28 protein-coding genes and 1 tRNA gene are annotated in these 24000 nt (G+C 69.3%); 11 read left to right on the top strand and 18 right to left on the bottom strand.

The window, feature by feature from the left end; genetic code table 11:
- Positions 1 to 4: 4 nt before the first annotated feature.
- The 6 genes from SACGLDRAFT_RS19410 to SACGLDRAFT_RS22195 are packed head-to-tail and all read right to left on the bottom strand — an operon-like array spanning position 5 to position 4413.
- Positions 5 to 781 carry an MBL fold metallo-hydrolase gene (locus SACGLDRAFT_RS19410; RefSeq protein ID WP_005466691.1) on the bottom strand — a complete coding sequence of 259 codons (777 nt, stop codon included), beginning with the start codon at positions 779 to 781 and terminating at the stop codon, positions 5 to 7.
- Positions 781 to 1611 (bottom strand): NUDIX hydrolase, encoded by an 831-nt coding sequence (locus SACGLDRAFT_RS19415; protein ID WP_040919316.1) that lies wholly within the window; start codon positions 1609 to 1611, stop codon positions 781 to 783. The genes SACGLDRAFT_RS19410 and SACGLDRAFT_RS19415 overlap by 1 nt, the downstream gene beginning before the upstream one ends.
- Positions 1612 to 1630: 19 nt before the next feature.
- The gene (locus SACGLDRAFT_RS22575) at positions 1631 to 3118 is read right to left on the bottom strand and encodes a hypothetical protein (protein ID WP_005466693.1); all 1488 of its coding nucleotides are present in this window, start codon (positions 3116 to 3118) and stop codon (positions 1631 to 1633) included.
- Positions 3119 to 3153: 35 nt separating this feature from the next.
- On the bottom strand, positions 3154 to 3786 hold the full coding sequence (locus SACGLDRAFT_RS19425) for a hypothetical protein (protein WP_040920197.1): 633 nt from the start codon (positions 3784 to 3786) through the stop codon (positions 3154 to 3156).
- Entirely contained in the window at positions 3786 to 4241 is a 456-nt protein-coding gene (locus tag SACGLDRAFT_RS19430; RefSeq protein ID WP_005466697.1) for a RidA family protein, read from the bottom strand. The genes SACGLDRAFT_RS19425 and SACGLDRAFT_RS19430 overlap by 1 nt, the downstream gene beginning before the upstream one ends.
- 10 nt (positions 4242 to 4251) lie before the next feature.
- On the bottom strand, positions 4252 to 4413 hold the full coding sequence (locus tag SACGLDRAFT_RS22195; protein WP_005466698.1) for a DUF4177 domain-containing protein: 162 nt from the start codon (positions 4411 to 4413) through the stop codon (positions 4252 to 4254).
- Between the two features lie 33 nt (positions 4414 to 4446).
- Here SACGLDRAFT_RS22195 and SACGLDRAFT_RS19435 point away from each other — a divergent pair, with 33 nt between their 5' ends.
- Genes SACGLDRAFT_RS19435 through SACGLDRAFT_RS19445 form a run of 3 tightly spaced genes read left to right on the top strand, consistent with a single transcriptional unit; the run spans position 4447 to position 6868 of the window.
- Positions 4447 to 4695: a hypothetical protein gene (locus tag SACGLDRAFT_RS19435; RefSeq protein ID WP_005466699.1), complete on the top strand. Its 249-nt coding sequence runs from the start codon at positions 4447 to 4449 to the stop codon at positions 4693 to 4695.
- A gap of 35 nt (positions 4696 to 4730) precedes the next feature.
- Positions 4731 to 5735: an ArsA-related P-loop ATPase gene (locus SACGLDRAFT_RS19440; RefSeq protein WP_005466700.1), complete on the top strand. Its 1005-nt coding sequence runs from the start codon at positions 4731 to 4733 to the stop codon at positions 5733 to 5735.
- Positions 5732 to 6868 carry an ArsA family ATPase gene (locus tag SACGLDRAFT_RS19445; RefSeq protein WP_005466701.1) on the top strand — a complete coding sequence of 379 codons (1137 nt, stop codon included), beginning with the start codon at positions 5732 to 5734 and terminating at the stop codon, positions 6866 to 6868. Before SACGLDRAFT_RS19440 ends, SACGLDRAFT_RS19445 begins: the two co-directional genes overlap by 4 nt.
- A gap of 28 nt (positions 6869 to 6896) precedes the next feature.
- Here the strand turns inward: SACGLDRAFT_RS19445 and SACGLDRAFT_RS19450 are convergent, their stop codons facing one another.
- The gene (locus SACGLDRAFT_RS19450) at positions 6897 to 7193 is read right to left on the bottom strand and encodes a WhiB family transcriptional regulator (RefSeq protein ID WP_005466702.1); all 297 of its coding nucleotides are present in this window, start codon (positions 7191 to 7193) and stop codon (positions 6897 to 6899) included.
- 252 nt (positions 7194 to 7445) lie between these two features.
- On the opposite strand from SACGLDRAFT_RS19450, the gene SACGLDRAFT_RS19455 reads away from it, so the two are divergent.
- The 3 genes from SACGLDRAFT_RS19455 to SACGLDRAFT_RS19465 all read left to right on the top strand — a co-directional run bounded on the left by SACGLDRAFT_RS19455 (position 7446) and on the right by SACGLDRAFT_RS19465 (position 10849).
- Positions 7446 to 9605 (top strand): transglycosylase domain-containing protein, encoded by a 2160-nt coding sequence (locus tag SACGLDRAFT_RS19455; RefSeq protein ID WP_005466703.1) that lies wholly within the window; start codon positions 7446 to 7448, stop codon positions 9603 to 9605.
- Between the two features lie 190 nt (positions 9606 to 9795).
- A complete protein-coding gene (locus SACGLDRAFT_RS19460) occupies positions 9796 to 10737 on the top strand; it encodes a metallophosphoesterase (protein ID WP_005466704.1) in 942 nt (313 codons plus the stop codon).
- Positions 10738 to 10775: 38 nt separating this feature from the next.
- Positions 10776 to 10849, top strand: a tRNA-Pro gene (locus SACGLDRAFT_RS19465).
- 54 nt (positions 10850 to 10903) lie between these two features.
- Here SACGLDRAFT_RS19465 and SACGLDRAFT_RS19470 read toward each other — a convergent pair.
- Positions 10904 to 11647, bottom strand: coding sequence for a class I SAM-dependent methyltransferase (locus SACGLDRAFT_RS19470; protein WP_005466705.1), 744 nt, complete (start codon positions 11645 to 11647; stop codon positions 10904 to 10906).
- Between the two features lie 35 nt (positions 11648 to 11682).
- Here SACGLDRAFT_RS19470 and SACGLDRAFT_RS19475 point away from each other — a divergent pair, with 35 nt between their 5' ends.
- A complete protein-coding gene (locus tag SACGLDRAFT_RS19475; RefSeq protein WP_005466706.1) occupies positions 11683 to 13512 on the top strand; it encodes a S9 family peptidase in 1830 nt (609 codons plus the stop codon).
- A 61-nt stretch (positions 13513 to 13573) separates the two neighbouring features.
- Here the strand turns inward: SACGLDRAFT_RS19475 and SACGLDRAFT_RS19480 are convergent, their stop codons facing one another.
- Positions 13574 to 14050 carry a Dps family protein gene (locus tag SACGLDRAFT_RS19480; protein ID WP_005466707.1) on the bottom strand — a complete coding sequence of 159 codons (477 nt, stop codon included), beginning with the start codon at positions 14048 to 14050 and terminating at the stop codon, positions 13574 to 13576.
- A 36-nt stretch (positions 14051 to 14086) separates the two neighbouring features.
- A complete protein-coding gene (locus tag SACGLDRAFT_RS19485; protein WP_040919319.1) occupies positions 14087 to 14686 on the bottom strand; it encodes an NADPH-dependent FMN reductase in 600 nt (199 codons plus the stop codon).
- A gap of 137 nt (positions 14687 to 14823) precedes the next feature.
- On the opposite strand from SACGLDRAFT_RS19485, the gene SACGLDRAFT_RS19490 reads away from it, so the two are divergent.
- Positions 14824 to 15882: an alpha/beta hydrolase gene (locus SACGLDRAFT_RS19490; protein ID WP_005466710.1), complete on the top strand. Its 1059-nt coding sequence runs from the start codon at positions 14824 to 14826 to the stop codon at positions 15880 to 15882.
- Between the two features lie 21 nt (positions 15883 to 15903).
- Here SACGLDRAFT_RS19490 and SACGLDRAFT_RS19495 read toward each other — a convergent pair whose 3' ends face one another.
- Positions 15904 to 16101: a ferredoxin gene (locus tag SACGLDRAFT_RS19495; RefSeq protein ID WP_005466711.1), complete on the bottom strand. Its 198-nt coding sequence runs from the start codon at positions 16099 to 16101 to the stop codon at positions 15904 to 15906.
- A gap of 3 nt (positions 16102 to 16104) precedes the next feature.
- Positions 16105 to 17298: a cytochrome P450 gene (locus SACGLDRAFT_RS19500; RefSeq protein ID WP_005466712.1), complete on the bottom strand. Its 1194-nt coding sequence runs from the start codon at positions 17296 to 17298 to the stop codon at positions 16105 to 16107.
- A gap of 141 nt (positions 17299 to 17439) precedes the next feature.
- On the opposite strand from SACGLDRAFT_RS19500, the gene SACGLDRAFT_RS19505 reads away from it, so the two are divergent.
- Both SACGLDRAFT_RS19505 and SACGLDRAFT_RS19510 read left to right on the top strand, forming a co-directional pair.
- Complete coding sequence (locus tag SACGLDRAFT_RS19505; RefSeq protein ID WP_005466713.1) at positions 17440 to 18090, top strand: TetR/AcrR family transcriptional regulator; 651 nt, start codon at positions 17440 to 17442, stop codon at positions 18088 to 18090.
- Positions 18091 to 18167: 77 nt separating this feature from the next.
- Complete coding sequence (locus tag SACGLDRAFT_RS19510; RefSeq protein WP_005466714.1) at positions 18168 to 19382, top strand: MFS transporter; 1215 nt, start codon at positions 18168 to 18170, stop codon at positions 19380 to 19382.
- Here the strand turns inward: SACGLDRAFT_RS19510 and SACGLDRAFT_RS19515 are convergent.
- The 3 genes from SACGLDRAFT_RS19515 to SACGLDRAFT_RS19525 all read right to left on the bottom strand — a co-directional run bounded on the left by SACGLDRAFT_RS19515 (position 19379) and on the right by SACGLDRAFT_RS19525 (position 22203).
- Positions 19379 to 19765: a hypothetical protein gene (locus tag SACGLDRAFT_RS19515; protein ID WP_005466715.1), complete on the bottom strand. Its 387-nt coding sequence runs from the start codon at positions 19763 to 19765 to the stop codon at positions 19379 to 19381. The two genes, SACGLDRAFT_RS19510 and SACGLDRAFT_RS19515, sit on opposite strands and share 4 nt — an antisense overlap.
- A gap of 138 nt (positions 19766 to 19903) precedes the next feature.
- Positions 19904 to 20941 carry an aspartate-semialdehyde dehydrogenase gene (locus SACGLDRAFT_RS19520; RefSeq protein WP_005466717.1) on the bottom strand — a complete coding sequence of 346 codons (1038 nt, stop codon included), beginning with the start codon at positions 20939 to 20941 and terminating at the stop codon, positions 19904 to 19906.
- Positions 20941 to 22203 carry an aspartate kinase gene (locus SACGLDRAFT_RS19525; RefSeq protein WP_005466718.1) on the bottom strand — a complete coding sequence of 421 codons (1263 nt, stop codon included), beginning with the start codon at positions 22201 to 22203 and terminating at the stop codon, positions 20941 to 20943. The genes SACGLDRAFT_RS19520 and SACGLDRAFT_RS19525 overlap by 1 nt, the downstream gene beginning before the upstream one ends.
- Before the next feature lie 171 nt (positions 22204 to 22374).
- Here SACGLDRAFT_RS19525 and SACGLDRAFT_RS19530 point away from each other — a divergent pair, with 171 nt between their 5' ends.
- Positions 22375 to 22965 carry a nitroreductase family protein gene (locus SACGLDRAFT_RS19530; RefSeq protein WP_040919325.1) on the top strand — a complete coding sequence of 197 codons (591 nt, stop codon included), beginning with the start codon at positions 22375 to 22377 and terminating at the stop codon, positions 22963 to 22965.
- Between the two features lie 279 nt (positions 22966 to 23244).
- On the opposite strand, the gene SACGLDRAFT_RS22855 is transcribed toward SACGLDRAFT_RS19530, so the two are convergent.
- Genes SACGLDRAFT_RS22855 through SACGLDRAFT_RS19540 form a run of 3 tightly spaced genes read right to left on the bottom strand, consistent with a single transcriptional unit; the run spans position 23245 to position 23943 of the window.
- Complete coding sequence (locus SACGLDRAFT_RS22855) at positions 23245 to 23544, bottom strand: hypothetical protein (RefSeq protein WP_005466720.1); 300 nt, start codon at positions 23542 to 23544, stop codon at positions 23245 to 23247.
- A complete protein-coding gene (locus SACGLDRAFT_RS22410; RefSeq protein WP_157608853.1) occupies positions 23525 to 23665 on the bottom strand; it encodes a hypothetical protein in 141 nt (46 codons plus the stop codon). Before SACGLDRAFT_RS22410 ends, SACGLDRAFT_RS22855 begins: the two co-directional genes overlap by 20 nt.
- A 29-nt stretch (positions 23666 to 23694) precedes the next feature.
- Complete coding sequence (locus tag SACGLDRAFT_RS19540) at positions 23695 to 23943, bottom strand: hypothetical protein (RefSeq protein ID WP_040919327.1); 249 nt, start codon at positions 23941 to 23943, stop codon at positions 23695 to 23697.
- Positions 23944 to 24000: the final 57 nt, after the last annotated feature.

Here is a 24000-nt window from a genome sequence, read left to right on the forward strand (position 1 = left end):
CGTCTCAGCCCCGCGTGGCCAGGTATTCCAGCTGCGCACGCACGCTCTCCTCCGCTGGCGCCCACAACGCTCGGTCGACGTCCGCGTAGACGATCTCCACCACCTGTCGGGGCGTGGCGTCCTCACCCAGCTGCCGGAGCGCCTCCCGCACCTGGTCGAGACGTCGCTCCCGATGGCGGAGGTGTTCCGCGACCGTGCTCGTGAGGTCCGTCAGCTCGGGCCCGTGTCCCGGCAACCCCAACGTCCCCGGCGGCAGGGCGTGCAACGCCCGCAGGGAATCGAGATAGTCCCCGAGGTCGGTGAGCACGGTGGTACCGCGACCGAGCACCGTGTCACCGGTCAACACCTGGGGCCGATCCCCGTCCTCGGCGAGGAGCACGACGGAATCGTCGGTGTGGCCCGGCGTGTGCATCACCTTCAAGGTCAGCCCCGCGGCCCGAAGCACCTCGCCGTCCTCCAACGGGTCGGCCCCGTGGCACAGCTTCGGGTCGAACGCGCGTACGGGCACGTCCAGCTCCCGCGCGAGCACCGGCGCCCCCTCGGAGTGATCGGGATGCCAGTGGGTGAGCAGGACGAGTTCCACGTCCGACAGTCGCGTCAGCGCGTCCAGGTGCTCGTCGAGCGCGTGACCGGGGTCCACCACCACCCGGCCCGAACTCCCCGGTGCCCGCAGGACCCAGGTGTTGGTGCCTTCGAGCGTCATCGTCGACGGGTTGTTCTGCAACAACACCGTCGCGATGGAGGACACCGGACGGAGAACGCCGTAAGCAGGGTGATCCATCACATCTCCACCACGATGCGGTCGCCGTCGTTCACGAGCTTCGGCATGATCCGGCGAATCGTCCGCTCGCACGCCAGCACCTCCGCCACCGAGGAGAACCGGCCGACCTCGGCGAGCGTGTGCCAGGTCGGCGGCATCAACGCCACACGTCCGGCCTCGGCGTCGGCGATGGCCTCCTCGGGTCGCTGCCAGCGCGTCGACTCGGCCTCGGTCGTGGCGCCGTCGGCGGTCTGGCCCTCCGGAAGCGCCGCGACGAAGAACCGCGCGTCGTAACGACGTGGTTCCTGTTCCGGAGTGACCCAGTTGGCCCACGGCCGCAGCAGGTCGGCGCGAACCACCAGGCCGGCCTCGGTGAGGAACTCGGCCAACGACAGCTTCCCGGCCGTCAACGCGGCACGCGCGTCGGCGTAGCCACTGGTGTCGGCCACGACCTCGGTGGCCGTGCCCGCGAGCAGGACGCCGGACTCCTCGAACGCCTCCCGCACCGCCGCACACACCAATGCCCTGGCCAACGACTCCGAGCACGAGAACCAGCGGGCCCACAGCTTCGGCTCCGGGCCCACCCAACCCACCGAGGCGTCGGCGTCACGGGCGTCCACACCTCCACCGGGAAACACCGTCATGCCGGACGCGAAAGCCATGCTCCTGACCCGCCGTTGCAGGAACACCTCGATGCCGGGCCCGTCGGCGGCGTCCCGGACTAAGACGACGGTCGCGGCGTCCTTCGGGGTGACGGGGGTCGCCGGAGGCTCCTTCGGCAACGGCGGAACGGCGCTCGCGGGCACGGCGAACGAGCCGAGCTCGTCGCCGACGTTCGGGGAGTGAGTCACGGCCGCACGATACCGCCGATCAACTCGACGATCCGTCACGCCACGGACGTTCCGCCCCATTGGTCCTGGCCGCCTCGGCGCGTTCCCGCTCGGCGAGTTCGGCGTGGAGCTCCCGGAGCAACTGGCGATCACGCTCGGACAACTGCGGATCGTCGAGGTTGAGTTCCGGCAGTTCGACCATGCTCGCCGGGAGCCCGACGAGCTCCCTGCCCTTCTCCGGGTCCTCCGCGATCGCGGCGCGAAGCTGCGCGACCTCCTCGGGGCTCATCTCGGTGGTCTCGGCGACCCGGTTCTCCAGCTCGGCCAGTTCCTCGGCCGAGAACGACAGCTTCTCGGCCTTCTCCCTCGGCTTGGGCAGCTTCGCGGGCTCCGTCGGTTCGGGCTGGGACTCCGCCGCCTCCGCACACGCCTCCACCGGCTCGGGCCGGGCCTCCACCGGATCGGGGAGCACGTCCACCGCTTCCGCACGCGCCTCCACCGGTTCCGGAAGCGCCTCCACCGCTTCCGAACGAGCTTCCGTCGACTCCGGACGCACGTCCCCCGGCTCCGGGGGCCCCTCCACCGGAGCCGGAGGGAGGTCCACCGACTCCGCGCGAACTTCCGCCGGCTCGGGAAGCACGTCCCCCGGCTCGGGCCGGATCTCGTCGGCCCCCCGAGCCTCGGACGCGCCGGCCGACCAGCTTTCCCCACCGGTCGGGGCGATCTCCTCCACGGGAGGTTCGGGCAGCGTGTGACGGGCCTCGGGCTGCACGGGTTCCGACGGTTCCGTCATGGCGTGGGCCGGGCGGCGAGCGGCCTCGGCCCGCGCCCGCGCCGCGCCCGCGGTGACCTTGCGCGACGACCGCGAGCGAGAGCCCGACGCGTTGTTCTTCCCCTCACTCGACGCCTGCTCGGACGCCAACCACACCGGAGTGGCGCTCAGCAGAGCGGTCTCGTGGTACTCGGTGCGTTCGGCCCCCGGCCCCGTGACCTCCACGACCGCGCGAATACCACTGCGGCGCAAGGCCTCGGCCACCCGGAACGCCACGGCGGGCGGATGCGCCTCGGGCCCGATCTCGATGAGCACCACTCGCTGCGGCAACGGACCGGGCACGCTGCCCGCCGGGGTGGTGCGCCACACGGCGTGCACCGACCGCACGTCGGGCAGCACCTGGAGCGTGCGGTCGAGGGCCTCCGCGATCCCGGCGTCGGGGTCGTTGTCCCTGCTGAACCGGTGCGTGGGTTCGGAAACGGGCTCCCCGACGGTGAGCTGGTCGGCCAACGCCGTGTCCGACCGACTCATCTCCAGCACGAGGGCCAGCTCGCGCTGCTCGCTCGGCCGCACCATGATGCGGCCCGCGATCAGCGCGCCGACGGCGAGTTCCGCGGCGTCGTCGAGGTGGGAACGGGCGACGAGTTCACGCGCCTCGGACAACGCGGTGTCGTCGAGTCTCCCCGCCAACGCCAGCAGAACGTTGTGCAGCCGCAGCGGCACCGCGAATCCGTCCTTCGGCAGACTTTCGTCCATCCCGGATCTCCCTCCCACCCGCTGCTACGCGAGCGCTATGCGGGTACAAGCCTGTGGTGACCGGCGTCCACGGCGCCCATGCACACGAACCGGGAATTCGCGAGCGCCGCCTCGTGGTAGGCGGGCAACTCGATCTGCGTCGGCAGGACCTCGACGCTGGGCATCTCGTCGCCCAGTACGCGGAGGACGCGTTGGAGTTCCCCAGTGAGGCGAGGCAAGCCGGAGACTGCCGTGACCAACAGGACCCGCTTGGCCTCTCCCTCCGCGGCCCCACGGTCATGCCGCCAGCTCTCCCGGACCTCGCCCACGTCCGGGCGTCCTCGCAACGTTGCGTGGATCACCACGGACACCGAATCAACGGTGTTCACCCAATCGGGTGCTTCCGGTGTGAATGTGTACCGGTTCCCGGTCGAGGCGTCTACCCCAAGTGTCGAACTCACCTCGTGCCAGTCGGCACCGTGCGGGATGAGACCGGCGACCAGCAGGCGATACTCCGCCTGATCAAGATCAATTCTGTGCTTGAGCAAAGTCTTGGGCAGCGTGCGGGCCAGCGTGCCCATCGCGCCCTCACCGAGCCAGTCCCGGAACCGCCACAGCAACCGATCGGGCAACCGGCCCGCGAGCCGCAGCAGAAGTTCGTGGCAGGAGCTCTCGATGTCGGGGTCCATCATTCGACCTCCACGACGAGCTCGACCTCCACCGGGGCCCCCAGCGGCAGCTCGGCGACCCCCACGGCCGACCGCGCGTGCGCGCCCGCGTCCCCGAAGATCTCTCCCAACAGTTCCGAGGCGCCGTTGACGACGGCGGGCTGCCCGCCGAATCCCTCACTCGACGCGACGTATCCGACGACCTTCACGACCCGCACTACCGAGTCGATGCCCACGAGGTCGTGAATGGCGGCGAGGCCGTTCAGCGCGGCCGTGCGCGCGTACTGCTTGGCCTCCTCGGGGCTGACCTCCGCACCGACCTTGCCGGTGGCCGCCAGCTCACCGCCGACGAACGGAAGCTGCCCCGACGTGTAGACGTACGAACCGGTGCGCACGGCGGGGACGTAAGCCGCGACCGGAGCCGCGACCTCGGGCAGTTCGATACCGAGCTGATCGAGCTTTGCGCTCCACTTCATGACCGGTCCTTCAGTCCTTCGGCCGCTTGAGGTAGGCGACGTGCTGCTCGCCGCTCGGGTTGGGCAGCACCGTGACCAGTTCCCAACCGTCCTCGCCCCACTGGTCGAGGATCTGCTTGGTGGCGTGGATCAGCAGAGGGACCGTTGCGTACTCCCACTTCGTGGCACTCATGGTCAAACACCCTAGCCACTACTGTCGGCTCCCGTGGAAGCATGGCGCATCCTCGCGACGGCGTTGCTCGCCGTGCCCGGAGTCATCGGCATCCTGCTCGTCATGGCCAAGGCCAGGGAGCGGACGGGACGCGGTTCCACCGCCGCGATCACCGGGTTGGTGGGCCTCACCGCGCTCGCCGTGGCCGCGGTCCTGACCCTCACGACGCTGCCCGCGGTCGCCGCCTGGGTGCTTTCCGGCGTGGTCGCGCTCATCGTGAGCGTCCTCGCACTCGCGAGCTGAACGGCCGACACCGTTTTACGGATACGCTTCCCAATGTGACTCCCCTGCCTGGCTGGACCGACGAACTCACTCGGACCCGGCTGCACTTCGTCACCGGGAAGGGCGGAACGGGCAAGACGACGCTCGCGGCCTCTCTCGGGCTCGCACTCGCGCGCGGCGGGCGTCGCGTACTGCTCGTGGAGGTCGAGGGCAGGCAGGGCTTCGCCCAGGTCTTCGACACCGAGCCACTGCCGTACGCCGAACAGCGCATCGCGTCCGCGCCGGGAGGCGGCGAGGTCCGCGCGCTACACGTCGACGTCGAGGCCGCGTTGCTCGAATACTTCGAGATGTTCTACAACCTCGGCTTCGCGGGCCGCACGTTGCGCAGGATGGGCGCCATCGAGTTCGCCACCACGCTCGCCCCCGGCCTTCGTGACGTGCTGCTCACCGGAAAGATCAAGGAGTGCGTCGGGCGCACGGACTCCGACGGCAGACACGTCTACGACGCCGTGGTGGTCGACGCGCCGCCCACCGGCCGTGTGGTGAAGTTCCTGGACGTCACCAAGGCGCTGACCGACGTCGCCAAGACCGGCCCCATCCGCGGGCAGGCCGAGGGCGTGGTTCGCCTGCTGCACTCGGGGGAGACGGCGGTCCACCTCGTGACTCTGCTGGAGGAGATGCCGGTACGGGAGACCCTCGACGCGGTGGCCGAGCTCGACGGCGCCGACCTGCGTCCCGGTGCGGTGCTGGTCAACCGGGTCCGCCCTCCGCGCCTACCGGCGCACTCGCTGTCCCCCGCCGCCGACGGACACGTGGACGCGGACGGAATCCGCGCCGGCCTCACCTCGGCCGGGCTCGACCTGCCCGACTCCACCGTCGAGGCGCTCGTGGCCGAGACCGTGGAGCACGCCATCGGAATCGCCGCCGAACAGCGGTCGTCCGAACAACTCACCGAAGCCGACCTGCCCACACTCCGCCTCCCCGACCTGCCGGGCGGGGTGGACGTCGCGGGTCTGTACGAACTCGCCGACGCGCTGGTGGATCAGGGAGTGCGCCTGTGACCAAGCAGCTCGACATCGACAGGTTGCTCGACAACCCGGAGACGAGAGTGGTCGTCTGCTGTGGTTCCGGTGGCGTCGGCAAGACCACCACCGCCGCGGCCCTCGCCCTCCGCGCCGCCGAACGAGGACGGCAGACGGTGGTCCTGACCATCGACCCCGCCCGTCGGCTCGCCCAGGCCCTGGGGCTGCGCGAACTCGGCAACCAACCGAAGAAGGTCTCGGTCGCCGGATTCGAGCCGAAGGGCGAGCTGTGGGCCATGATGCTCGACATGCGCCGCACCTTCGACGACATGGTGCGACGGCACGCGGGCCCCGAACGCGCCGAGCAGCTGCTCGCCAACCCCTTCTACCAGACGATCTCCACGTCGTTCTCCGGCACGCAGGAGTACATGGCGATGGAGAAGCTCGGCCAGCTCGCGGCCACCGGGGAGTGGGACCTCATCGTGGTGGACACCCCGCCGAGCCGCTCGGCACTGGACTTCCTCGACGCGCCCAACCGGTTGTCCGCCGCGCTCGACGGCCGCATGATCCGGTTGCTGACCACCCCCGCCCGCGCGGGCGGGTGGGGACTGCGCAAGGTCGTGAGCGCCGGGTTCTCCATGTTCGCCAAGGCCGTGTCGACGATCCTCGGCGGCCAGCTGCTCGCCGACGCCTCGGCGTTCATGCAGGCGTTCGACTCGACGTTCGGCGGGTTCCGGGAACGCGCGGGCAAGACCGCCGAACTGCTGCGGTCGAAGGGCACGGCGTTCCTGGTGGTCGCGGCGCCGGAACCCGACGCCCTGCGCGAGGCCAGCTACTTCGTCGAACGGCTCTCCACCGAGTCGATGCCGCTGGCGGGCCTCATCGCCAACCGGACCCATCCCGTGCTCGCGAACCTCTCGGCCATCGACGCGCTCGCCGCGGCGGAGGCACTCGAACGCAAGTCCGTGGACTCCACCGGAGCACCCCTCGCCGCGGCGGTACTGCGGTTACACGCCGACCGCGTCGAGATGTCGAAACGCGAGGAGCGCCTGCTCGCGCGGTTCACGAAGGCCCATCCTCACGTTCCCGTCACCACGGTGCCCGCGCTGCCCAGCGACGTCCACGACCTCACGGGACTGCGCGACGTCGGCAACCGCATGGCGGAAGGGTGAGCGAACCCGGCACCGGTCCGGCGGCGCCTCAGGAGACGCGCTGCGCGGGCTCGTACTCCCTTTTGGCCGATTCGAGCAGAGCACGCCAGCTCGACACTTCCGGTCTCCGGCGCAACAACGCACGGCGCTCGCGTTCGGTCATCCCTCCCCAGACGCCGAAGTCGATACGGTTATCCAGCGCCTCCGCCAGACATTCCGTGCGGACCGGACAACCCATGCAAACCAGCTTCGCCCGATTCTGCTCGGCTCCCCGCACGAACAGACCGTCGGGATCGGTGTCCCTGCAGTAAGCATGGATGCGCCAATCCGAGTAGTCGTACTCCATACCCCCAGCTCCTACCTGTTGCGACCAACGAGCAGGTGACGTAGCACGGCCGCGTCCCCCACGAGCAGGTCTTTTTGTAACTCACGTCCCTCCGACGACGCCTCCCCTGGCGCCGTTCCCGTGAGTTGTTGACGGACTGTAGGGGTTGTTGGTTCCCACGCCAACCCCCGCAGGTCATTTGTTATCAGATGGCTTCTCGGGGAAGAGAACGGGCCAACCACGATCACACCGGCGGGTGCGTACCCTGAGTGCGTGAGTATCCGGAGCGGTCTGTTCAAGCTACTGGGTCTGTGCCTGCTCGCCGGTGTCCTTGTCGCAGGGATTATGTTCCCCGTCGTCGGAGCGGCCGGCGTGATCTCCAATCAGGCCAGCGAGACGGTGGAGTCGATGTCGTCCAGCCTCGCCGACGAACCACCACCCCTGGTCACGACCCTGACCGACCGGGAAGGCAAACCGTTCGCCACCCTGTACGAGCAGTACCGCATCCCCACGACGTCGGACCAGATCTCCGAGGCGATGAAATGGGCGATCATCTCCGTGGAGGACCGGCGTTTCTACGATCACCACGGAGTGGACTGGAAAGGGACACTCCGGGCGGCGATCAGTAACTCTTCCGGCGGAGATATGCAGGGCGCGTCCACGCTGACGCAGCAGTACGTCAAAAACTATTTGATCAACGTCACCTATCGGGGTGACGAACTCGGGCAACAGAAAGCACAGGAAGCGTCGCTGGCCCGGAAGTTGAAAGAAGCTCGAATCGCCATTCAGCTCGAAACGAAGATGACGAAGGAGGAAATCCTCACCGGATACCTCAACGTCGTCGAGTTCTCGCGCCAGATCTACGGTGTCGGCGCCGCGGCCCAGGCGTACTTCGGCACGACCGCCGCGGAGCTGAACGTCCCCCAGTCGGCGTTGCTGGCCGCCATGGTGAACAACCCGGCCGTGCTGGACCCGTGGAACAACCCGGAGAAAGCGAAGGAACGGCGCAACTTCGTGCTCGACAAAATGGTCGAGAACCGCAAGCTGGCGAAGGAGGACGCCGAGAAATTCAAGGAGGAGCCGCTGGGCGTGCTGCCCGGTGGTCCGGACAAGCCCGCCTCCACGTGCGTCAGCGCGGACCCGGCGTTCGGCTTCTTCTGCCAGTACGTCGAGGACCACCTGGTCGAGGACCTCGGCATGGACAAAGACGACCTCTACACGGGCGGCTACGTCATCCGCACGACGATGGACCGGAAGGCCACCCTGGAGGCCAAGAAGGCCGCGGAGGAGGAGGTCCGCAAGGACGAGCCCAACGTCGCCAACACGTTGTCCGTGATCAAGCCGGGCAAGGACAGCCACGAGGTGGTCGCGCTCGTGGCCAACAAGGACTACGGCACGGACAGCGCCGCGGGCCAGACCGTCTACGGCTTGCCCTACGAGGTCTTCAACGTCACCGGCGCGGGCTCCAGCTTCAAGATCTTCACCGCGGCGGCGGCGATGGAGCAGAAGAAGTACGGCATCTTCGACACCGTCCCGGTGCCGAACTTCCACGTCTCGCCCGTGTTCAACTGGGGTGGCGAGCACTGCCCGACGCGCCCCTCCGGGGTCCGGACCTACTGCGTGTCGAACGCCAGCGACGGGGCCGACACCTCGATGTCGCTGCAGGACGCGCTGGCGAAGTCCCCCAACACGACGTTCGTCATCCTCGAGGAGGAGACCGGGATGGGGCCGGTCGTCGAGATGGCCAGCAAGTTGGGGCTGCGCAAGACGATGGCGTCGAGACCCGCTGACGGGAGGCAGCCCGACCCCGACCACGAGAAGCCCGAGTACAGCATGAGCCAGAAGGAGTTCTACGGCCCGAACGAGCTGGCTCCGAACGGACGCGGCATGTTCACGCTCGGCGCCAGCCCCGTCAGCGGGCTGGAGCTGGCCAACGTCGCCGCGACGATCATGAGTGGCGGAGTGTGGTGCTCCCCGACCCCGGTCCTGGAGGTCAACGACCGGGCCGGTAAGCCGTTCCCGGTCAAGGAGCCGGAGTGCGAGCAGGTCGTGCCGGAGGAGCTGGCCAACACCCTCGCCGTCGGGCTGAGCAAGGACACCCAGCCCGGCGGGACGGCGGCGAGTGCCGCGGCCGCGGCGGGCTGGGACCGCCCGATGATCGGTAAGACCGGGACGACCCAGTTCCAGGGTTCGGCCGCGTTCGTCGGCGCCACCCCGCAGCTCGCCGCCGCGGCCATGGTCTTCCGTCCCGACATCCCGTACGGCGGACTGTCCTACGGCGGACCCGGCAACGTCCACGCCACGGCCAACGGCAACATGTTCGGTGGGATGACTCCCGCTCAGACCTGGTTCCGCGCCATGAAACCGATCATGGCGGACCTGCCTCCGGAGCCGTTGCCGCAGCCCGATCCGGCCTACACGAAGATGCGGTGACGACCGTTCGCGCCCGGTTCCGCCCCGAGCGGGCCGGGCGCTCTCCCGACTTGGAACGAGAAATGGTCACCCGATCAGGTATTTTTCGCGAAAACAGTGGTGCGAGGGCGGGTCACAACCCTTATGGGGCACAGCGAACCGCGCATCACCACGCGTACGCTCGGTTACACACGTCGCCTCAAGGATGATGATGAAACGCCTCGTGACGGGGACGGCGGCGCTGGCCGTCGCGACCCTCGGTTACGCCATCGGCATCGAACGACGCCACTGGACACTCCGCACCGCGGAGCTGCCCGTGCTCGCCCCCGATGCCCGCCCCATCCGGGTGCTGCACGTGTCCGACCTGCACATGTTGCCGGGGCAGAAGTCCAAGCAGGAGTGGGTGGCCGAGCTCGACCGGCTCAACCCCGACCTGGTGGTCAACACCGGTGACAACCTCGCGCACCCGCAGGCCGTTCCCGCCGTGTTGCGTGCGCTCGGCCCGCTGTTGAACCGTCCGGGGCTGTTCGTGTTCGGCAGCAACGACTACTACGCGCCGAAACCCAAAAACCCCGCGCGCTACCTCATGCCGAAGGGCAAGAAGAAGCGCATCCACGGTGCTCACCTGCCGTGGCGCGACCTTCGGGCGGCGTTCGTCGAGCGCGGGTGGCTCGACCTCACGCACGTGCGGCGCACGCTCACGGTCGCCGGACAGCGCGTGTTCGCGGCGGGGGTGGACGACCCGCACCTGCGGCGCGACCGCTACACCGACATCACCGGCACGCCCGACCGGCAGGCGGTGTTGCGGCTCGGCGTGACCCACTCGCCGGAGCCGCGCGTCCTCGACTCTTTCGCTGCCGACGGCTACGACCTGGTGCTCGCGGGCCACACCCACGGTGGCCAGCTTCGGGTCCCCGGCATCGGCGCGTTGGTCACCAACTGCGAGCTGGACCGGTCGCGCGCGCGGGGCGCATCCCGCTGGGGCGCGGACATGTGGCTGCACGTCTCGGCCGGACTGGGCACGTCACCCTACGCACCCGCCCGGTTCGCCTGCCCGCCGGAGGCCACCCTGTTGACGCTGGTCCCGAGGGGTTCGCGGCGCTCGGAGGCCGAAAGTCCGGCCCGGCGTCGAGCCGCCAGCAACGTCCGCTAAACTAGGTGACGACCCGCTGGGGACAACCCAGACGACATCGGGGTGTGGCGCAGCTTGGTAGCGTGCCTCGTTCGGGTCGAGGAGGTCGTGGGTTCAAATCCCGCCACCCCGACGTTGCAGGCCCCGCCCGGCCAACCGGGCGGGGCCTTGTCGTTTCCTTCGCCCGTCACCGCACGGCCACCGTCTCCACCCAGCACTGACTGACCTCGCCCTGTCCACCGCGCACCCACATCCACGCCGAACGGGCGGCACTCGCGAGCTGCGGGTCCATGTAGTCGCCCGAGTCACTCAGTGCCTCGGCGAGCTCGCTCTCGATGGTCCGGGCCAACTGCCGGTAGTCCGTGCCCGCGTGGAAACGGGCCCGCGAGCGGATGTCGCGGAACCCCGCGAACCGCACCCAGTCCTCGACGTGCTTACCCGCCGCCGGATCGCCGCCCTCGCGCCGCCGCAGCATGGTCCACCCGCGCAACGCCGCGTCGACGTTGGCGGTCCTCGGCTTGACCCTGGTGCGGCTCCAGTCCGGCGTCGACAGCGCCAGCAGGCCACCGGGTCTCAGCACCCTGGCGAACTCGGCGAGCACGCGTCTGGGCTCCCGGACGCGATCCAGCAGTCCGTGGGCGTAGACCACGTCGACCGACTCCGAGCGCACGGCCAGGGCCGTGGGATCGGAGGCGGCGAAATCGATGGTGGACACGGCGGCCAGCTCGCTCGCCCGCCGCGCTTGCCGCAGCCCTTCGACGTCGGTGTCCAGCCCGACGACGTGAAGTGGATGCGTGGCCGTGCTCAGACTCGTCGTCAGCCCGATGTCACCGCGGTGCCCCGGAAGAACGCAGCCGACGGCGAGCACCCGCATCCCCGGCCGCAACAACGGCAACAGGAAGTTCGCGTGACCCGCCTGCCCCTGATTCACGCTGCCAACCCTACGGACCTGGCAGGATCGCGGGGGTGAGCACACAACATCCGAGCCCCCGAGTTCCCGAGACGTTGTTCGGAGATCCCGAAGCGGAGGCCCGTTGGAGGGCCCGGTTCAGCGCGCCTCGCGTGTCGCTGCCGGGCTGGGCGCTCGACGCCCCCGACGCGAGTCTCTACGTCTCCAACGCGAGCGGCGTGTGGGAGATCTACGCCTGGGACCGTTCCACCGACACGCACCGGCAGGTCACCGACCGCCCCAACGGCACCATGCACGGCACGCTGTCGCCCGACGGTGAGTGGATCTGGTGGTTCGACGACACCGACGGCGACGAGTTCGGCTCGTGGGTGCGGGAGCCGTTCGCGGGTGGGGCGGCTCCCGAACCGGCCCTGCCCGACGTTCCCGCGGGCTACCCGGCGGGGCTGGGGCTCGGACACCGGGTGTGCGCGGTCGGCGTGTCGACCGACGACGGCAGCTCCCTATACCTGCACCGGGACGGTCGGACGGAGCGGTTCTACGCCAGCGAGCACGACGCCGAGGTGGCCGCCCTGTCGCGGGACGAACGGCTACTGGCCATCGGGCACTCCGAGCACGGTGACTCCCGCCACCCCGCGCTGCGAGTGGTGTCGTGCGACGGGTTCGACGTCGTGGCGGAGAAGTGGGACGGCGAGGGCAAGGGACTCACCGCCCTCGCGTTCTCCCCGCGCCCCGGCGACTCGCGGCTCCTCGTGCAGCACGAGCGACACGAGCGCGAGGAGCTGCTGATCTGGGACGTCGAGGCGGACACGGAGACCGAGCTCCACATCGACCTGCCGGGCGAGATCACCGGCGACTGGTACCCCGACGCCGACGCCCTGCTGATCGCCCAGTTCGACAAGGGACGCACGAGGTTGTACCGGTACGACCTCGACACGGCGACGTTGACCTCGCTCGACTCCCGGCCCGGATACGTCGGGGGCGCGGCGGTGCGGCCCGACGGCTCCGTGGAGTACGTGTGGTCGAACGCCGCCGAACCGCCGCTCGTGCGCGTCCGCGAGCCAGGTGGCGAGGACCGCGTCCTGATCACACCGCCCGGAGAACGGGCGCCGGGGTCCCGCCCGGTCACCGACCAGTTCGTGGCCGGCCCCGGCGGCGACGTGCACGCCCTGATCTCGACCCCCGAGGACGGCACGCGCCCGCTGCCCACGGTGTTCCTGCTGCACGGTGGCCCGCACTCGGCCGACGAGGACCGCTTCTCCGCCTACCGCGCGGTGTGGCTGGACGCGGGCTTCGCCGTCGTGGAGGTGAACTACCGCGGTTCGACCGGCTACGGGTCGGCGTGGCGCGACGCCATCGAGGGCAGGCCCGGTCTGACGGAGCTGGAGGACGTCGCGGCGGTGCACGACTGGGCCGTCGAGTCGGGACTCTCCGATCCCGACCGGTGTGTGGTCGCGGGCGCATCGTGGGGCGGGTACCTGACCCTGCTGGCCCTGGGAACCCAACCGCAACGCTGGGCCGCGGGGGTGGCCGGCGTGCCGGTGGCCGACTACGTCACCGCCTACGCCGACGAGATGGAGCCGCTGCGGGCGTTCGACCGCGCGTTGTTCGGCGGCTCGCCGTCGGAGGTGCCCGAGGTGTACGAGAAGTGCTCACCGATCACCTACGTCGACAACGTCAGGGCACCGGTGCTCGTGCTGGCGGGCGACAACGACCCGCGCTGCCCCATCCGGCAGATCGAGAACTACCTCGACCGGCTCGCGCAACGGAAGGCCGACTACGCGTTCTACCGCTACGACGCCGGGCACGGCTCGCTCGTCGTGGCCGAGACCGTCAAACAGACGGCCATCGAGGTCGACTTCGCACGGCGCGCGGTCGGCCTCTCCTGACGACGCACGAGGGCCACCTCCCCGTTTCCGGTGGAGGTGGCCCTCGGCTCGCGCCCTGCGTTCAGGCCTTCTGCGCCTGCCACATCCAGTGCTGTTTCTCCAGCTCCTGGGTGATCTCGATCAACAGGTCCTGGGTGACGAGATCGCTCTTGTCCGTCTCGTCGATCCGAACTCGCATGCGTTGGATCAGCCGGTCGAGGATCTCGACGATCTTGTCGACGGTCAGGTCCGTGGTCTGCCAGTTGTCCGGGTACTCCGGCAGTCCGGAGCTCTCCATCACCGTCTTCGCCTTGCCGTTCGGCGACACCCCGATGGCGTTGGCCCTCTCGGCCACGGAGTCGACGAACTCACGGGCCGCCGAGGTGAGTTCGTCGAGCTGAAGGTGCACGCTGCGGAAGTTACGGCCGACAACGTTCCAGTGCGCCTGCTTGGCGATCAAGCTCAGATCGATGAGGTCGACGAGGGTCGACTGCAGGACGCTCGCCGTCAGCTCCTTGTCACTCTCCTTGAGCGGGCTCTTGATGGGCGAGTTCGCCATCGTGCTGTCCTCCCTGCGCTGTCGGATGACGCGGGACTACCCGTCCGTGGGGTCGGCGAAACCCGCGGCGAGCTGCGCGAGGGCGAACTCGGTCACCTGACGGCCGATGAGGCGCAGATTGTTCTCGACCTTCTGCTCGGAGGCGCCGCCCACCTCGTCGAACTTCACCTCCGCGGAGTTCACGGCTCCGCCGAGGGGGGTGGGCCAGCCCCGCAGGGCATGCGCGATCGTGCGCATCTGATTCAACGTCGTGACGGCCGCCTGCCACCCGTGCGCCACGGCGATCAGTCCCACGGCGCGACCGTGCAGGTACGGCCGGGAGTCCTCCCGGAGGTCCTCGATGTAGTCCAGCGCGTTCTTGACCAGCCCGGACAGCGCCCCGTGGTAGCCGGGCGACACGACGATCACGCCGTCTGCCTCGCGGACGGCTTCCACGAGCCGCACCGCGAGTTCGCTGCGTTCGCTCACCCCGGCGTCGTAGAAGGGCAGCCGTAAGGCCTCACCGGTCAGGGCCGTGGTCACGGCTCCGGCTTCTTCGGCACCCGCCAGAGCAAGCCGCAAAGCCCGCTCGGACTGCGAGCCGTTACGAAGAGAACCGCCGAGTCCGAGGACTCGGATCGTACGTGTCGCTGTCACCTTCCCGAGGCTAGACGCTCGACTTCAGTCGAAGTCCAGAGTCGTTCGAGGGAACTCCGTCACACCGCGGACGCGTCTGGCCACGTGGTCTACTCCTGAGTAGCCTTGGGGCCGCCGTCATGACGGGAGGAACTCACATGGCGCTACCCGCCCACATCCGCATCCAGGCCGCCGGTGCTCAACTGCTCTACGCGCTTCCCCGTCCGTTGCGTCGTCTCGTCGCGGGACGTCCCGTCCGCATCGACGGACAGGAACTCTCCCTCGACGCGCAGCTCCTGCTGCGACTCCAGCGGTTGTCCGGCACCTCGCTCGTCCAGGGGTCGGTCGAGCGGTCCAGGAAGTCCCTCGACCTCTCCCGGCACCTCGTGAGCGGTCCACCCGTACAACCCGTGCTCACGCGTGAAGTGGCCATTCCCGCACCGCACGGGGAGATCCCGGCAACCCTCTACACGCCGGAGGGCCTGCCCACCGGGTCGGGCCTGCTCGTCTTCTACCACGGCGGCGGTTGGGTGGTCGGATCACGGCGGAGCCACGACAACGTCGCGCGGTTCCTCGCCAAGCATGCCGGGGTCCGGGTGCTGTCGGTGGAGTACCGTCTCGCCCCCGAACACCCGTTCCCGGCGGCACAGGAGGACGCGCTGACGGCGTTCGACTTCGCGCACGAGAAGGCCGGGGACCTCGGAGCCGACCCGCGACGCGTGGCGGTGGGCGGCGACAGCGCGGGCGGCAACCTGGCCGCGGTCACCGCCCAGGTGACCACCCGACGCGGCGGTCCCTCGCCCGCGTTCCAACTCCTGCTCTACCCCGGCGTGGACGCCACCCGGCACCGCCGGTCGCGCGAGCTGTTCGCCGACGGGTTCTTCCTCACCGACGAGCACATGACCTGGTTCATCGACCACTACGCACCCGCCGGTGTGGACCGTTCCGATCCCGCCCTGTCCCCGCTGCTGGCCGAGGACTTCTCGGGACTGCCACCCGCCTACGTGGCGACGGCGGGATTCGACCCGCTGCGCGACGAGGGCGAGGCCTACGCGGCCAAGCTCGCCGACGCTGGCGTACCCGTGGCGTTGTCCCGGCAGTCCGACCTCATCCACGGGTACGCGAACTTCCTCGGCGTCGGACGGCGCTTCCGGGAAGCACTGGCCGAGGCGGCGGGGGCCCTGCGGGTGGGACTGAGCCACCCGGCCTCCGAGTAGGGCCCGGCCGCCGGAGCGGGGCTAGTCCTCGACGAGGGAAAGTGCCCGTCCCGGACAAAGCTCCACGGCCTGGCGCACGTTCTCCAGCTGCTCACCAGTCGGCCGCTCGACCAGGACGACGACCGTGCCGTCGTCGTCGTTCTGGTCGAACACGGCGGATTCGGTCAGCACGCACTGTCCCGCTCCCACACAGCGGTCGGTGTCCGCGACGATACGCATGGTCTAGTCCTCCCAGGTGACGGGGAATTCGTGAATGCCGTAGACGGCGGCGTGGTCCTTGAACGGCAGCTCCTCGCGCGGTACGGCCGGACGCAGTCCGGGGACGCGCCGGAACAACGTGTCGAACACGATCCGCAGTTCCATCCGAGCGAGGTTCTGGCCGAGGCACTGGTGAGCGCCGAAACCGAACGCCAGGTGGTGCCGCGCGCCGCGTTCGACGTCGAACTCGTCGGGGCGGTCGAACACCTCCGGGTCGCGATTGCCGACGTTGGTGAGCGGCAGCACGCCCTCGCCCTTGCGGATCAGCACGCCCCCGATCTCCACGTCGGCCACGGCGACCCGCGAGACCGCGAACTCGGCGATGGTGAAGTAACGCAGCAATTCCTCGACCGCGGAGTCCAGCGTCGTCGGGTTCTCGCGAATCTTCCGGATGCTCTCGGGATGCTCCAAAAACGCCAGGGTTCCCAGCGAGATCATGTTGGCCGTGGTCTCGTGCCCGGCGATGAGCAGCAGGAACGCGAGCCTGACCAGTTCCTCGCGGTCGTTCCACTTGCCGAGCTGACGGCTGAGCAGATCGTCGGCCGGAGCCTTCTCCTTCTCCGCTATCAAGTTGTCGAGGTAGTCGCGCAATTCGGTGAGCGACCGCAGGCGTTCCTCCGGTGCGGTGGTCCTGGTGATCAAGCGGGAGGAATGGGTCTGGAAGAACTCGTGATCGGAGTAGGGGACCCCGAGCAGTTCGCAGATCACCAGGGACGGCACGGGCAGCGACAACGACGTCACCAGATCGGTCGGACGCGGGCCGGCGAGCATGGCGTCGATGTGGTCGTCGACGATCTGCTGGATTCGGGGACGCAGGGCGGCCAGGCGCTTCACGGTGAACTCGCCGACCACAGCGCGCCGCGCCGGGCCGTGCTCCGGCGGGTCCATGTCGAGCAGGGACAAGCGGAAGTTGACATTCTCCAGTCGTTGCCCCGCCACCAATCGCGGGGAGTTCGGATTGCTGCGGTCGGAGCTGAACCGCGGGTCCGTCAACATCGCCCGGATGTCCGCGTGCCGGGTCAGCACCCACGCCGTGTCACCGCTCGGCAGCATGACCCGCGAAACCGGCGCTTCCCGCTGCAAGCGGCGGTGTTCCTCCGGCGGCTCGTACGGACAGGAGCGGGTGATGGGCAGGGTCTCGGGAAGCTGAGCGGTCATGTGTCGCACCCCAATCCGAACACATATGCGGAAGGAAAAGCTCCGGTTAGCTCGTTTCCGCACGCTAGCGAAGAGCGAAGCACTCCCGACAGCGGCGAACGGGTGAGACAATCGGAAAGATCGATGATCAGGAGGAACGGGATGGTGGCTGGTCCGGAGGTCAAACTCCGTGCCGACGCGCGCCGTAACCTCGGCCAGATCCTCGCCGCCGCCCGCACGGTGTTCGCCGAGACCGGACCCGACGTGCCGATGGAGGAGATCGCGCGGCGAGCCGGAGTCGGGGTGGGCACGCTCTACCGGCGCTTCCCCGATCGGGAGGCGCTCGTCCGCGCCGTCGCCCGCGAAAGCCTGAGCGACGTCGCCGCGGAGGCCCGCCGCGCCGTCGAGGAGTCCTCCTCCGCCTGGGCCGCGCTGGTGCGGCTGCTCCGGCATTCCCGGCAGCTGCACGTGCTCGCACAGCTCACGCTGCTGTCCTCCCGAACCAGGGAGATGCTGTGCGACGACGCCGAGGCTCGCCGGTCGTACCGCGAGGTCCTGACGACCCTGCGCGAGATCGTGAACGCGGCCCAGCGGGAAGGCACGCTGCGCGACGACGTGGGGGCCGGTGACATAGCGGTGGTGTTCTCGCTGCTGCTCAAGCAGACGCCCGCCACGCACACCTCGGACCTCCCGGCCCTCGAACGGGCCTTCGGCCTCATGCTCGACGGCCTCCGGGCCCGCACCGGAACGCCCCTACCCGGCCGTCCCATCACCGAGGAGGACCTGCTGGCCGAGGAAACCCGTGGGAGCTGACGGTCGCCCTTCGGCCTGTTCACCGGGCCGGAAAAACCTCTTGCACGGGTGTACCACTATGGGGTTCGGTCGCTGACGTGGGTCTTCGACAGTATCTCCAGCTCTTCCGCATCCGCACCCTTCCGACGGCGCTGCTGATCCTGCAGCTGACACGAATGCCGATCGTGGCGTCGAGTGTCGTGCTGACGTTGCACGTGGTGAGCGAGCTGGAACGCGGGTACGGCGCGGCGGGTCTGGTGGGGACCACGACGCTGATCGGCACGGCGCTGGGCGCCCCGACCCTCGGACGCATGATCGACCGTTACGGCTTGAGACCCGTCGCCGCCCTCTGCGGAGTGGTCTCCTGCGTCTACTGGCTCGCCACGCCGCACCTGTCCTACGAGGTGCTGCTCGTGGCCGCGTTGCCCGCGGGCGCGCTCGTGATGCCCGCGGGGGCGATCTCCCGGCAGGTCATCACCGCGCTCGTACCCGTCGAACGCCGCCGAGCCGCCTTCTCCCTCGACCAGGTGCTGCTCGAACTCGCGTACATGAGCGGCCCAGTGCTGGTGATCTTCGTCAGCACCCAGTACTCGACCTCGCTCACACTCACCGGCATGGGCGTCGCCCACGGCGTGCTCGCCCTCGCGCTCTGGTGTCTCAACCCGCCGATCCGCTCCCCCGAGGAGTCGGCCGCACCGGCTGCTCCGAGGCCCGCCCTGCGCACGTGGGTCTCCGCGCGGTTCGTCGCCACGCTCGTCGTCGCGCTGGGAGCCGCGTTCATCCTCATGGGCACCGAACTGTCGGCCATCGCGGCGTTGCGAGCCTCCGGCGACGTGGAGTGGACCGGTGTCCTCCTCGCCGGCATGGGCGCGTCCTCCCTGCTCGGCGGGCTGGTGTACGGCGCGGCCCGGCGCGGTCTGTCCCAGCTCACGTTGATGCTGCTGCTGACCGCGTTCACGCTGCCCGTGGGCCTGGCCACCGAGACCTGGTGGGTACTCGCATTGGCGTCCGTGCCCATGAACTTCATGTGTGCCCCGACGTTGGCGGCCACGGCCGAGGCCGTGAGCCGGTCGGTGCCACACACCGTGCGTGGCATGGCGATGGGACTCCAGGACTCGGCCACCCGGCTCGGGCTCGGCCTCGGCAGCCCCGTCGTCGGTTTCGTCCTCGACCGCGCCGCCCCCGGCTGGGGCTTCGTCGCCTCCGCGATGGGCGGTCTCTGCTTCGCAGCGGTGGGAGCGACGCTGTCGGCACGGCAACGGCAGCGACACCGGAGGACCGAGGTCCCCGCCTCGCCACCGCAACCCGTCTAGAAGCAGGCCTGACGCAATTTGTCGAGGTTGTCGAGATTGCGCTCCAGCCATCCCGAGAAGTTGCGCAGGTGGTCGATCTTGCGTTCCTCCAGATCCAGGTAGCCGTTGGCGATGTCGAACAACGTGTCCTTCACGGTCTGGTCCATCACCCGGCTACCGAGGTCCAGCAACTGCCGGCCCTTCTCCTGCGCCTCGGCCGCCACCTGCTCCGGGCTGATGTCCGCGCTGAGGTCGATGATCTGCAACGCCTCCGCGCACACGGCCGCCTTGTCGCCCACGGACTCGGCCCCCCGTACCGCCGAGGTGACCTCGTCACAACCCGCCAACACCAGTCCCGACAACACCACGGCGACGCACACCGCCCGCCCACCCGGCATTCGCATGGGGACGACGTTACCGGCGATCGTGATGTTCCGGGCGCTCGTTGCACGCCGGGCCCGGAAAACGTGCCCGAAGAACCGAAAGCCGCCTTCCGGCCACCGTCACCACGACGACCGGAAGGCGGCTTTCGTCGGCTTCTCTCAGGCCACCCCGGCCACGAGCTCCGCGATCTGCACGGCGTTCAACGCCGCCCCCTTGCGGAGGTTGTCGCTCGCGACGAACATGGCCAGTCCCCTGCCGCCGTCGACGCCCGGATCGACCCGCAGCCTGCCGACGTAGGACGGGTCGGTGCCCGCGGCCTCCAACGGGGTGGGGACGTCGGACAGCCGCACGCCCGGCGCCGTCGACAACAACTCCGTGGCCCGCTCGACCGATAGGGGTCGCTCGAACTCGGCGTTGATCGACAGCGAGTGCCCGGTGAACACGGGCACCCGGACGCACGTGCCGGACACCTTCAGCTCGGGAATGTCGAGAATCTTGCGGCTCTCGTTGCGCAGCTTCTGTTCCTCGTCGGTCTCCCGCGACCCGTCGTCCACGATCGAGCCCGCCATCGGCAGCACGTTGAACGCGATGGGACGCACGTACTTGACGGGTTCCCCGAGTTCGACGGCCGACCCGTCGTGGGTCAGCTCGGTGGCGCGCTCCCCGGCGGCGCGGACCTGCGACGCCAGCTCCTCCACGCCGGCCAGCCCGCTGCCGGACACCGCCTGGTAGCTGCTGACGATCAGCCGGACGAGGTTCGCCTCCTCGTGCAACGGCTTGAGGACCGGCATGGCCGCCATCGTGGTGCAGTTGGGGTTCGCGATGATCCCCTTGCGAGCCTCCTTCACCGCGTGCGGGTTGACCTCGCTCACGACCAGCGGAACGTCCGGGTCGAGCCGCCACGCGGACGAGTTGTCGATCACGGTGACGCCCGCCTCGGCGAACCGGGGAGCCTGCGCCTTGGAGGTCGCACCCCCCGCCGAGAACAGCGCGATGTCCAATCCGGAGGGATCGGCCGTGGCGGCGTCCTCGACCTCGATCTCCTCACCCCGCCAGGGCAGTGTCTTCCCGGCGGAGCGCGAGGACGCGAAGTAGCGGATCCGCTCCACGGGGAAGTCGCGTTCCTCCAGCAGCTTGCGCATCACGGCGCCCACCTGTCCGGTGGCGCCGACGACGCCGACCCTCATGCCCGCCATCAGCGACCACTCCCCGCGTAGACGACGGCCTCCTCGTCGCCGCCGAGTTCGAAAGCCTCGTGGATGGCGCGGACGGCATCGTCGAGCTGTTCGTCCCTGATGAGCACCGAGATCCGGATCTCCGAGGTGTTGATGATCTCGATGTTCACGCCGGCCTTCGCCAACGCCTCGCAGAACGTCGCCGTCACGCCCGGATGCGACCGCATGCCCGCGCCCACGAGCGACACCTTGCCCACGTGGTCGTCGTACAGCACGGCGGAGAAGTCCAACTCCGACTTGATCTTTTCGAGCTCGCTCACCGCCTTGGGGCCGTTGGCCTTCGACAGGGTGAACGTGATGTCGGTGCGGCCGGTGGTGTTGGAGATGTTCTGCAACACCATGTCGATGTCGATCTCCGCGTCCGCCACGGCACGGAAGATCCGAGCGGCGGCACCGGCGTGGTCGGGCACCCCGGTGACGGTGATCTTCGCCTCCGACCGATCGTGGGCGACACCGGTGATCAAAGCTTGTTCCACGGGGATCTCCTCAATCGAGCCGGTCACGGTGGTGCCCGGATTGTCACTGTAGGAAGAACGGACTTGGATCGGCACCCCGTACCGGCGGGCGTACTCCACCGACCTCAGGTGGAGGATCTTGGAACCGCTCGCGGCGAGTTCCAACATCTCCTCGTACGGAATCGTGTCCAGCTTGCGGGCGTTGGACACGATGCGCGGGTCCGCCGTGTACACGCCGTCCACATCGGAGTAGATCTCGCACACGTCGGCGTTCAGCGCCGCCGCGACGGCCACGGCCGTCGTGTCGGAACCGCCCCGCCCGAGCGTGGTGATGTCCTTCGTGTCCTGCGAGACCCCCTGGAAACCCGCCACCAGCGCGATGTACCCCTGTTCGAGAGCCTCGGTCACCCTCGACGGTGTGACATCGATGATGCGGGCGTTGCCGTGCACGGACGTGGTCACCACTCCGGCCTGGGAGCCTGTGAATGACCACGCCTCCGCACCCAGTGCCGAGATCGCCATCGCCACCAGGGCGTTGGAGATACGCTCGCCCGCTGTGAGCAGCATGTCCATCTCGCGTTCCGGCGGGACGGGATTGACCTGCTGAGCGAGGTCGAGCAACTCGTCGGTGGTGTCTCCCATCGCCGAGCACACGACCACGACGCGGTTTCCCGCCTTCTTCGTGGCGACGATCCGCTCCGCCACGCGCTTGATCCGGTCAGCGCTCTCCAGAGACGAACCACCGTACTTCTGGACTACGAGGGCCACTGCCTCGTACCTCCTCGCATGCCGCGCCTACCGCCGATCCGGTCTCGACGTCAGCGCGTGCGGGTCGCTTCGAGACATCAGAGTACCGGTGGCGTAGTTCCCGTTTACCCAATTGTGTGGCGCCGACCACTGGTCGACCAGCATTTTCAGTGGCTGGCATACTCGACCGTCGTGAACGACAAGGAAGCCCTGACCAGCGTCAAGATTCACGACGTCATCGCTCGGCGCTGGAGCCCTCGCGCCCTCGACGGCGAGGCCGAAGTGACCCCCGAGCAGCTTCGCGCGCTGCTGGAGGCGGCACGCTGGGCCCCTTCGTTCGGCAACACCCAGCCCGCCCGTTACCTGGTGGGGCTGCGCGGCGACGAGACGTACAAGCGCATCCTGGACTCGTTGACGGAGAGCAACCGGTCGTGGGCCCACCGCGCCGGTGCGCTGTTGTTGGGCTGCGCCGTGACCCGCAACGAGAAGGGCACAGTGCCCTACGCCGAGTACGGGCTCGGGCTCGCCTCCGAGAACCTGGTGCTCCAGGCGGTGGCGGAAGGACTCGCGGCGCGCCAGATGGCGGGCTTCGACCGCGACGCCGCTCGCGAGGCGTTCGAGCTGCCCGACGGCGTCGACCCGCTCGTCGTCATCGCGGTGGGCGTGCGCGCCGAGCCCGAGGTGCTGGGCACGACCAAGGACATCGAGCGGGAGAACGCCCCGCGCGTGCGCGTACCGCTGGAGCAGTTCGCCCTGCGCGACTGGGGTACGGCCGCGTTCTAATTCCTTCCGGGCCCGTGCCCGGTCGGGTCCGGGGATCGCCGTCCCAGTCGACGGTGCCTTCCGGCGTGAGCCGGTGTCGGAGCCGCTGCTCCTCGACGCGGTCGTGCAGGGGGAAGACGAAGCTGGAGCCGTCGGGCCACGTCACGGTGCGCGTGCGCCGGCACACCTTCGGCGCCCTCGGCGCGCGGGCCTCCCAGCCGACACGCGGCTCCGGCGCGGTGGCCGGATCGCCCATCGCGGGTCCGGTGTCCACGACGGCCGCGCTCGACGGCGAGCACGTCAGCCACGGGCCCCGGCCTTCCGGAACGCGTCGACCAATCCGAGAGCCAGGGCATCGGCTGGTCCCTTCACGTGGATCCGCCGCGTCCCCGACAACCCGTCACGTCCCCCGCCGGTAGACGGGGACAGGACGTAGGCCGCCGCGAAACCGACGCCTCGGAGAACGCTCCGGAAGGCGTGGCGGACGAAGTGTTCCCCCTCGACCGTGCCGTCGGCCCGCCGTCCGGGGACGTCGAAGCCCGGGCCCGAAGCCTCGCCGAGACGCAGCACGACGACGGGCTCACGCCAGCGGTCGCGCATCAGCTCCTCGACCCGCTCCCGGAAAGCCCGGCCGCACCAGCAGGTCGTGCCGCTTCTCCTCGCGAGCCCATTCATCGGCGAGGATCTTCCGCGCGGCTCGCCGTCTGGTCTCGGTCGGCACCGGCCCGGCCACCTCGTCGGGCGCCGCGCTCAGATGTCCGGGTTCCGGCGCGCCTCCTCCGGACTCGCGTCCCCGCCGATCTCGCTCTTGTCGAACCACGGCTCGTCCCCTTCGAGGCTGACGTCCTCCTTGCCCGCTCGGAAGAGAGCCTTCGCAGCACCGGTCCCGGCCTTCACACCGGCCCCGGTGAGGAACGGCGTGGCACCGACCGCGGTCCCGAACATCGTGGTGAGCACCCGGTTGCTCGGCTGGACTGAAAGGACACGGTAGGCGATCACCGACCGTGGCCGAGTGTTCCTCCTCGGCCGGTCGAGCGGGACACGCCGACCCGCTCG

Origin of the sequence: Saccharomonospora glauca K62, assembly GCF_000243395.2 — a bacterium.
In the GTDB taxonomy this organism is placed as follows: Bacteria; Actinomycetota; Actinomycetes; order Mycobacteriales; family Pseudonocardiaceae; genus Saccharomonospora; species Saccharomonospora glauca.

Coding starts and splice junctions, on each gene's coding strand:
- SACGLDRAFT_RS19410 (WP_005466691.1), bottom strand. CDS start 781: ATGGATCACCCTGCTTACGGCGTTCTCCGTCCGGTGTCCTCCATCGCG.
- SACGLDRAFT_RS22575 (WP_005466693.1), bottom strand. CDS start 3,118: ATGGACGAAAGTCTGCCGAAGGACGGATTCGCGGTGCCGCTGCGGCTG.
- SACGLDRAFT_RS19425 (WP_040920197.1), bottom strand. CDS start 3,786: ATGGACCCCGACATCGAGAGCTCCTGCCACGAACTTCTGCTGCGGCTC.
- SACGLDRAFT_RS19430 (WP_005466697.1), bottom strand. CDS start 4,241: ATGAAGTGGAGCGCAAAGCTCGATCAGCTCGGTATCGAACTGCCCGAG.
- SACGLDRAFT_RS22195 (WP_005466698.1), bottom strand. CDS start 4,413: ATGAGTGCCACGAAGTGGGAGTACGCAACGGTCCCTCTGCTGATCCAC.
- SACGLDRAFT_RS19450 (WP_005466702.1), bottom strand. CDS start 7,193: ATGGAGTACGACTACTCGGATTGGCGCATCCATGCTTACTGCAGGGAC.
- SACGLDRAFT_RS19460 (WP_005466704.1), top strand. CDS start 9,796: ATGAAACGCCTCGTGACGGGGACGGCGGCGCTGGCCGTCGCGACCCTC.
- SACGLDRAFT_RS19480 (WP_005466707.1), bottom strand. CDS start 14,050: ATGGCGAACTCGCCCATCAAGAGCCCGCTCAAGGAGAGTGACAAGGAG.
- SACGLDRAFT_RS19490 (WP_005466710.1), top strand. CDS start 14,824: ATGGCGCTACCCGCCCACATCCGCATCCAGGCCGCCGGTGCTCAACTG.
- SACGLDRAFT_RS19495 (WP_005466711.1), bottom strand. CDS start 16,101: ATGCGTATCGTCGCGGACACCGACCGCTGTGTGGGAGCGGGACAGTGC.
- SACGLDRAFT_RS19500 (WP_005466712.1), bottom strand. CDS start 17,298: ATGACCGCTCAGCTTCCCGAGACCCTGCCCATCACCCGCTCCTGTCCG.
- SACGLDRAFT_RS19505 (WP_005466713.1), top strand. CDS start 17,440: ATGGTGGCTGGTCCGGAGGTCAAACTCCGTGCCGACGCGCGCCGTAAC.
- SACGLDRAFT_RS19515 (WP_005466715.1), bottom strand. CDS start 19,765: ATGCGAATGCCGGGTGGGCGGGCGGTGTGCGTCGCCGTGGTGTTGTCG.
- SACGLDRAFT_RS19520 (WP_005466717.1), bottom strand. CDS start 20,941: ATGGCGGGCATGAGGGTCGGCGTCGTCGGCGCCACCGGACAGGTGGGC.
- SACGLDRAFT_RS22855 (WP_005466720.1), bottom strand. CDS start 23,544: ATGCGCGACCGCTGGCGTGAGCCCGTCGTCGTGCTGCGTCTCGGCGAG.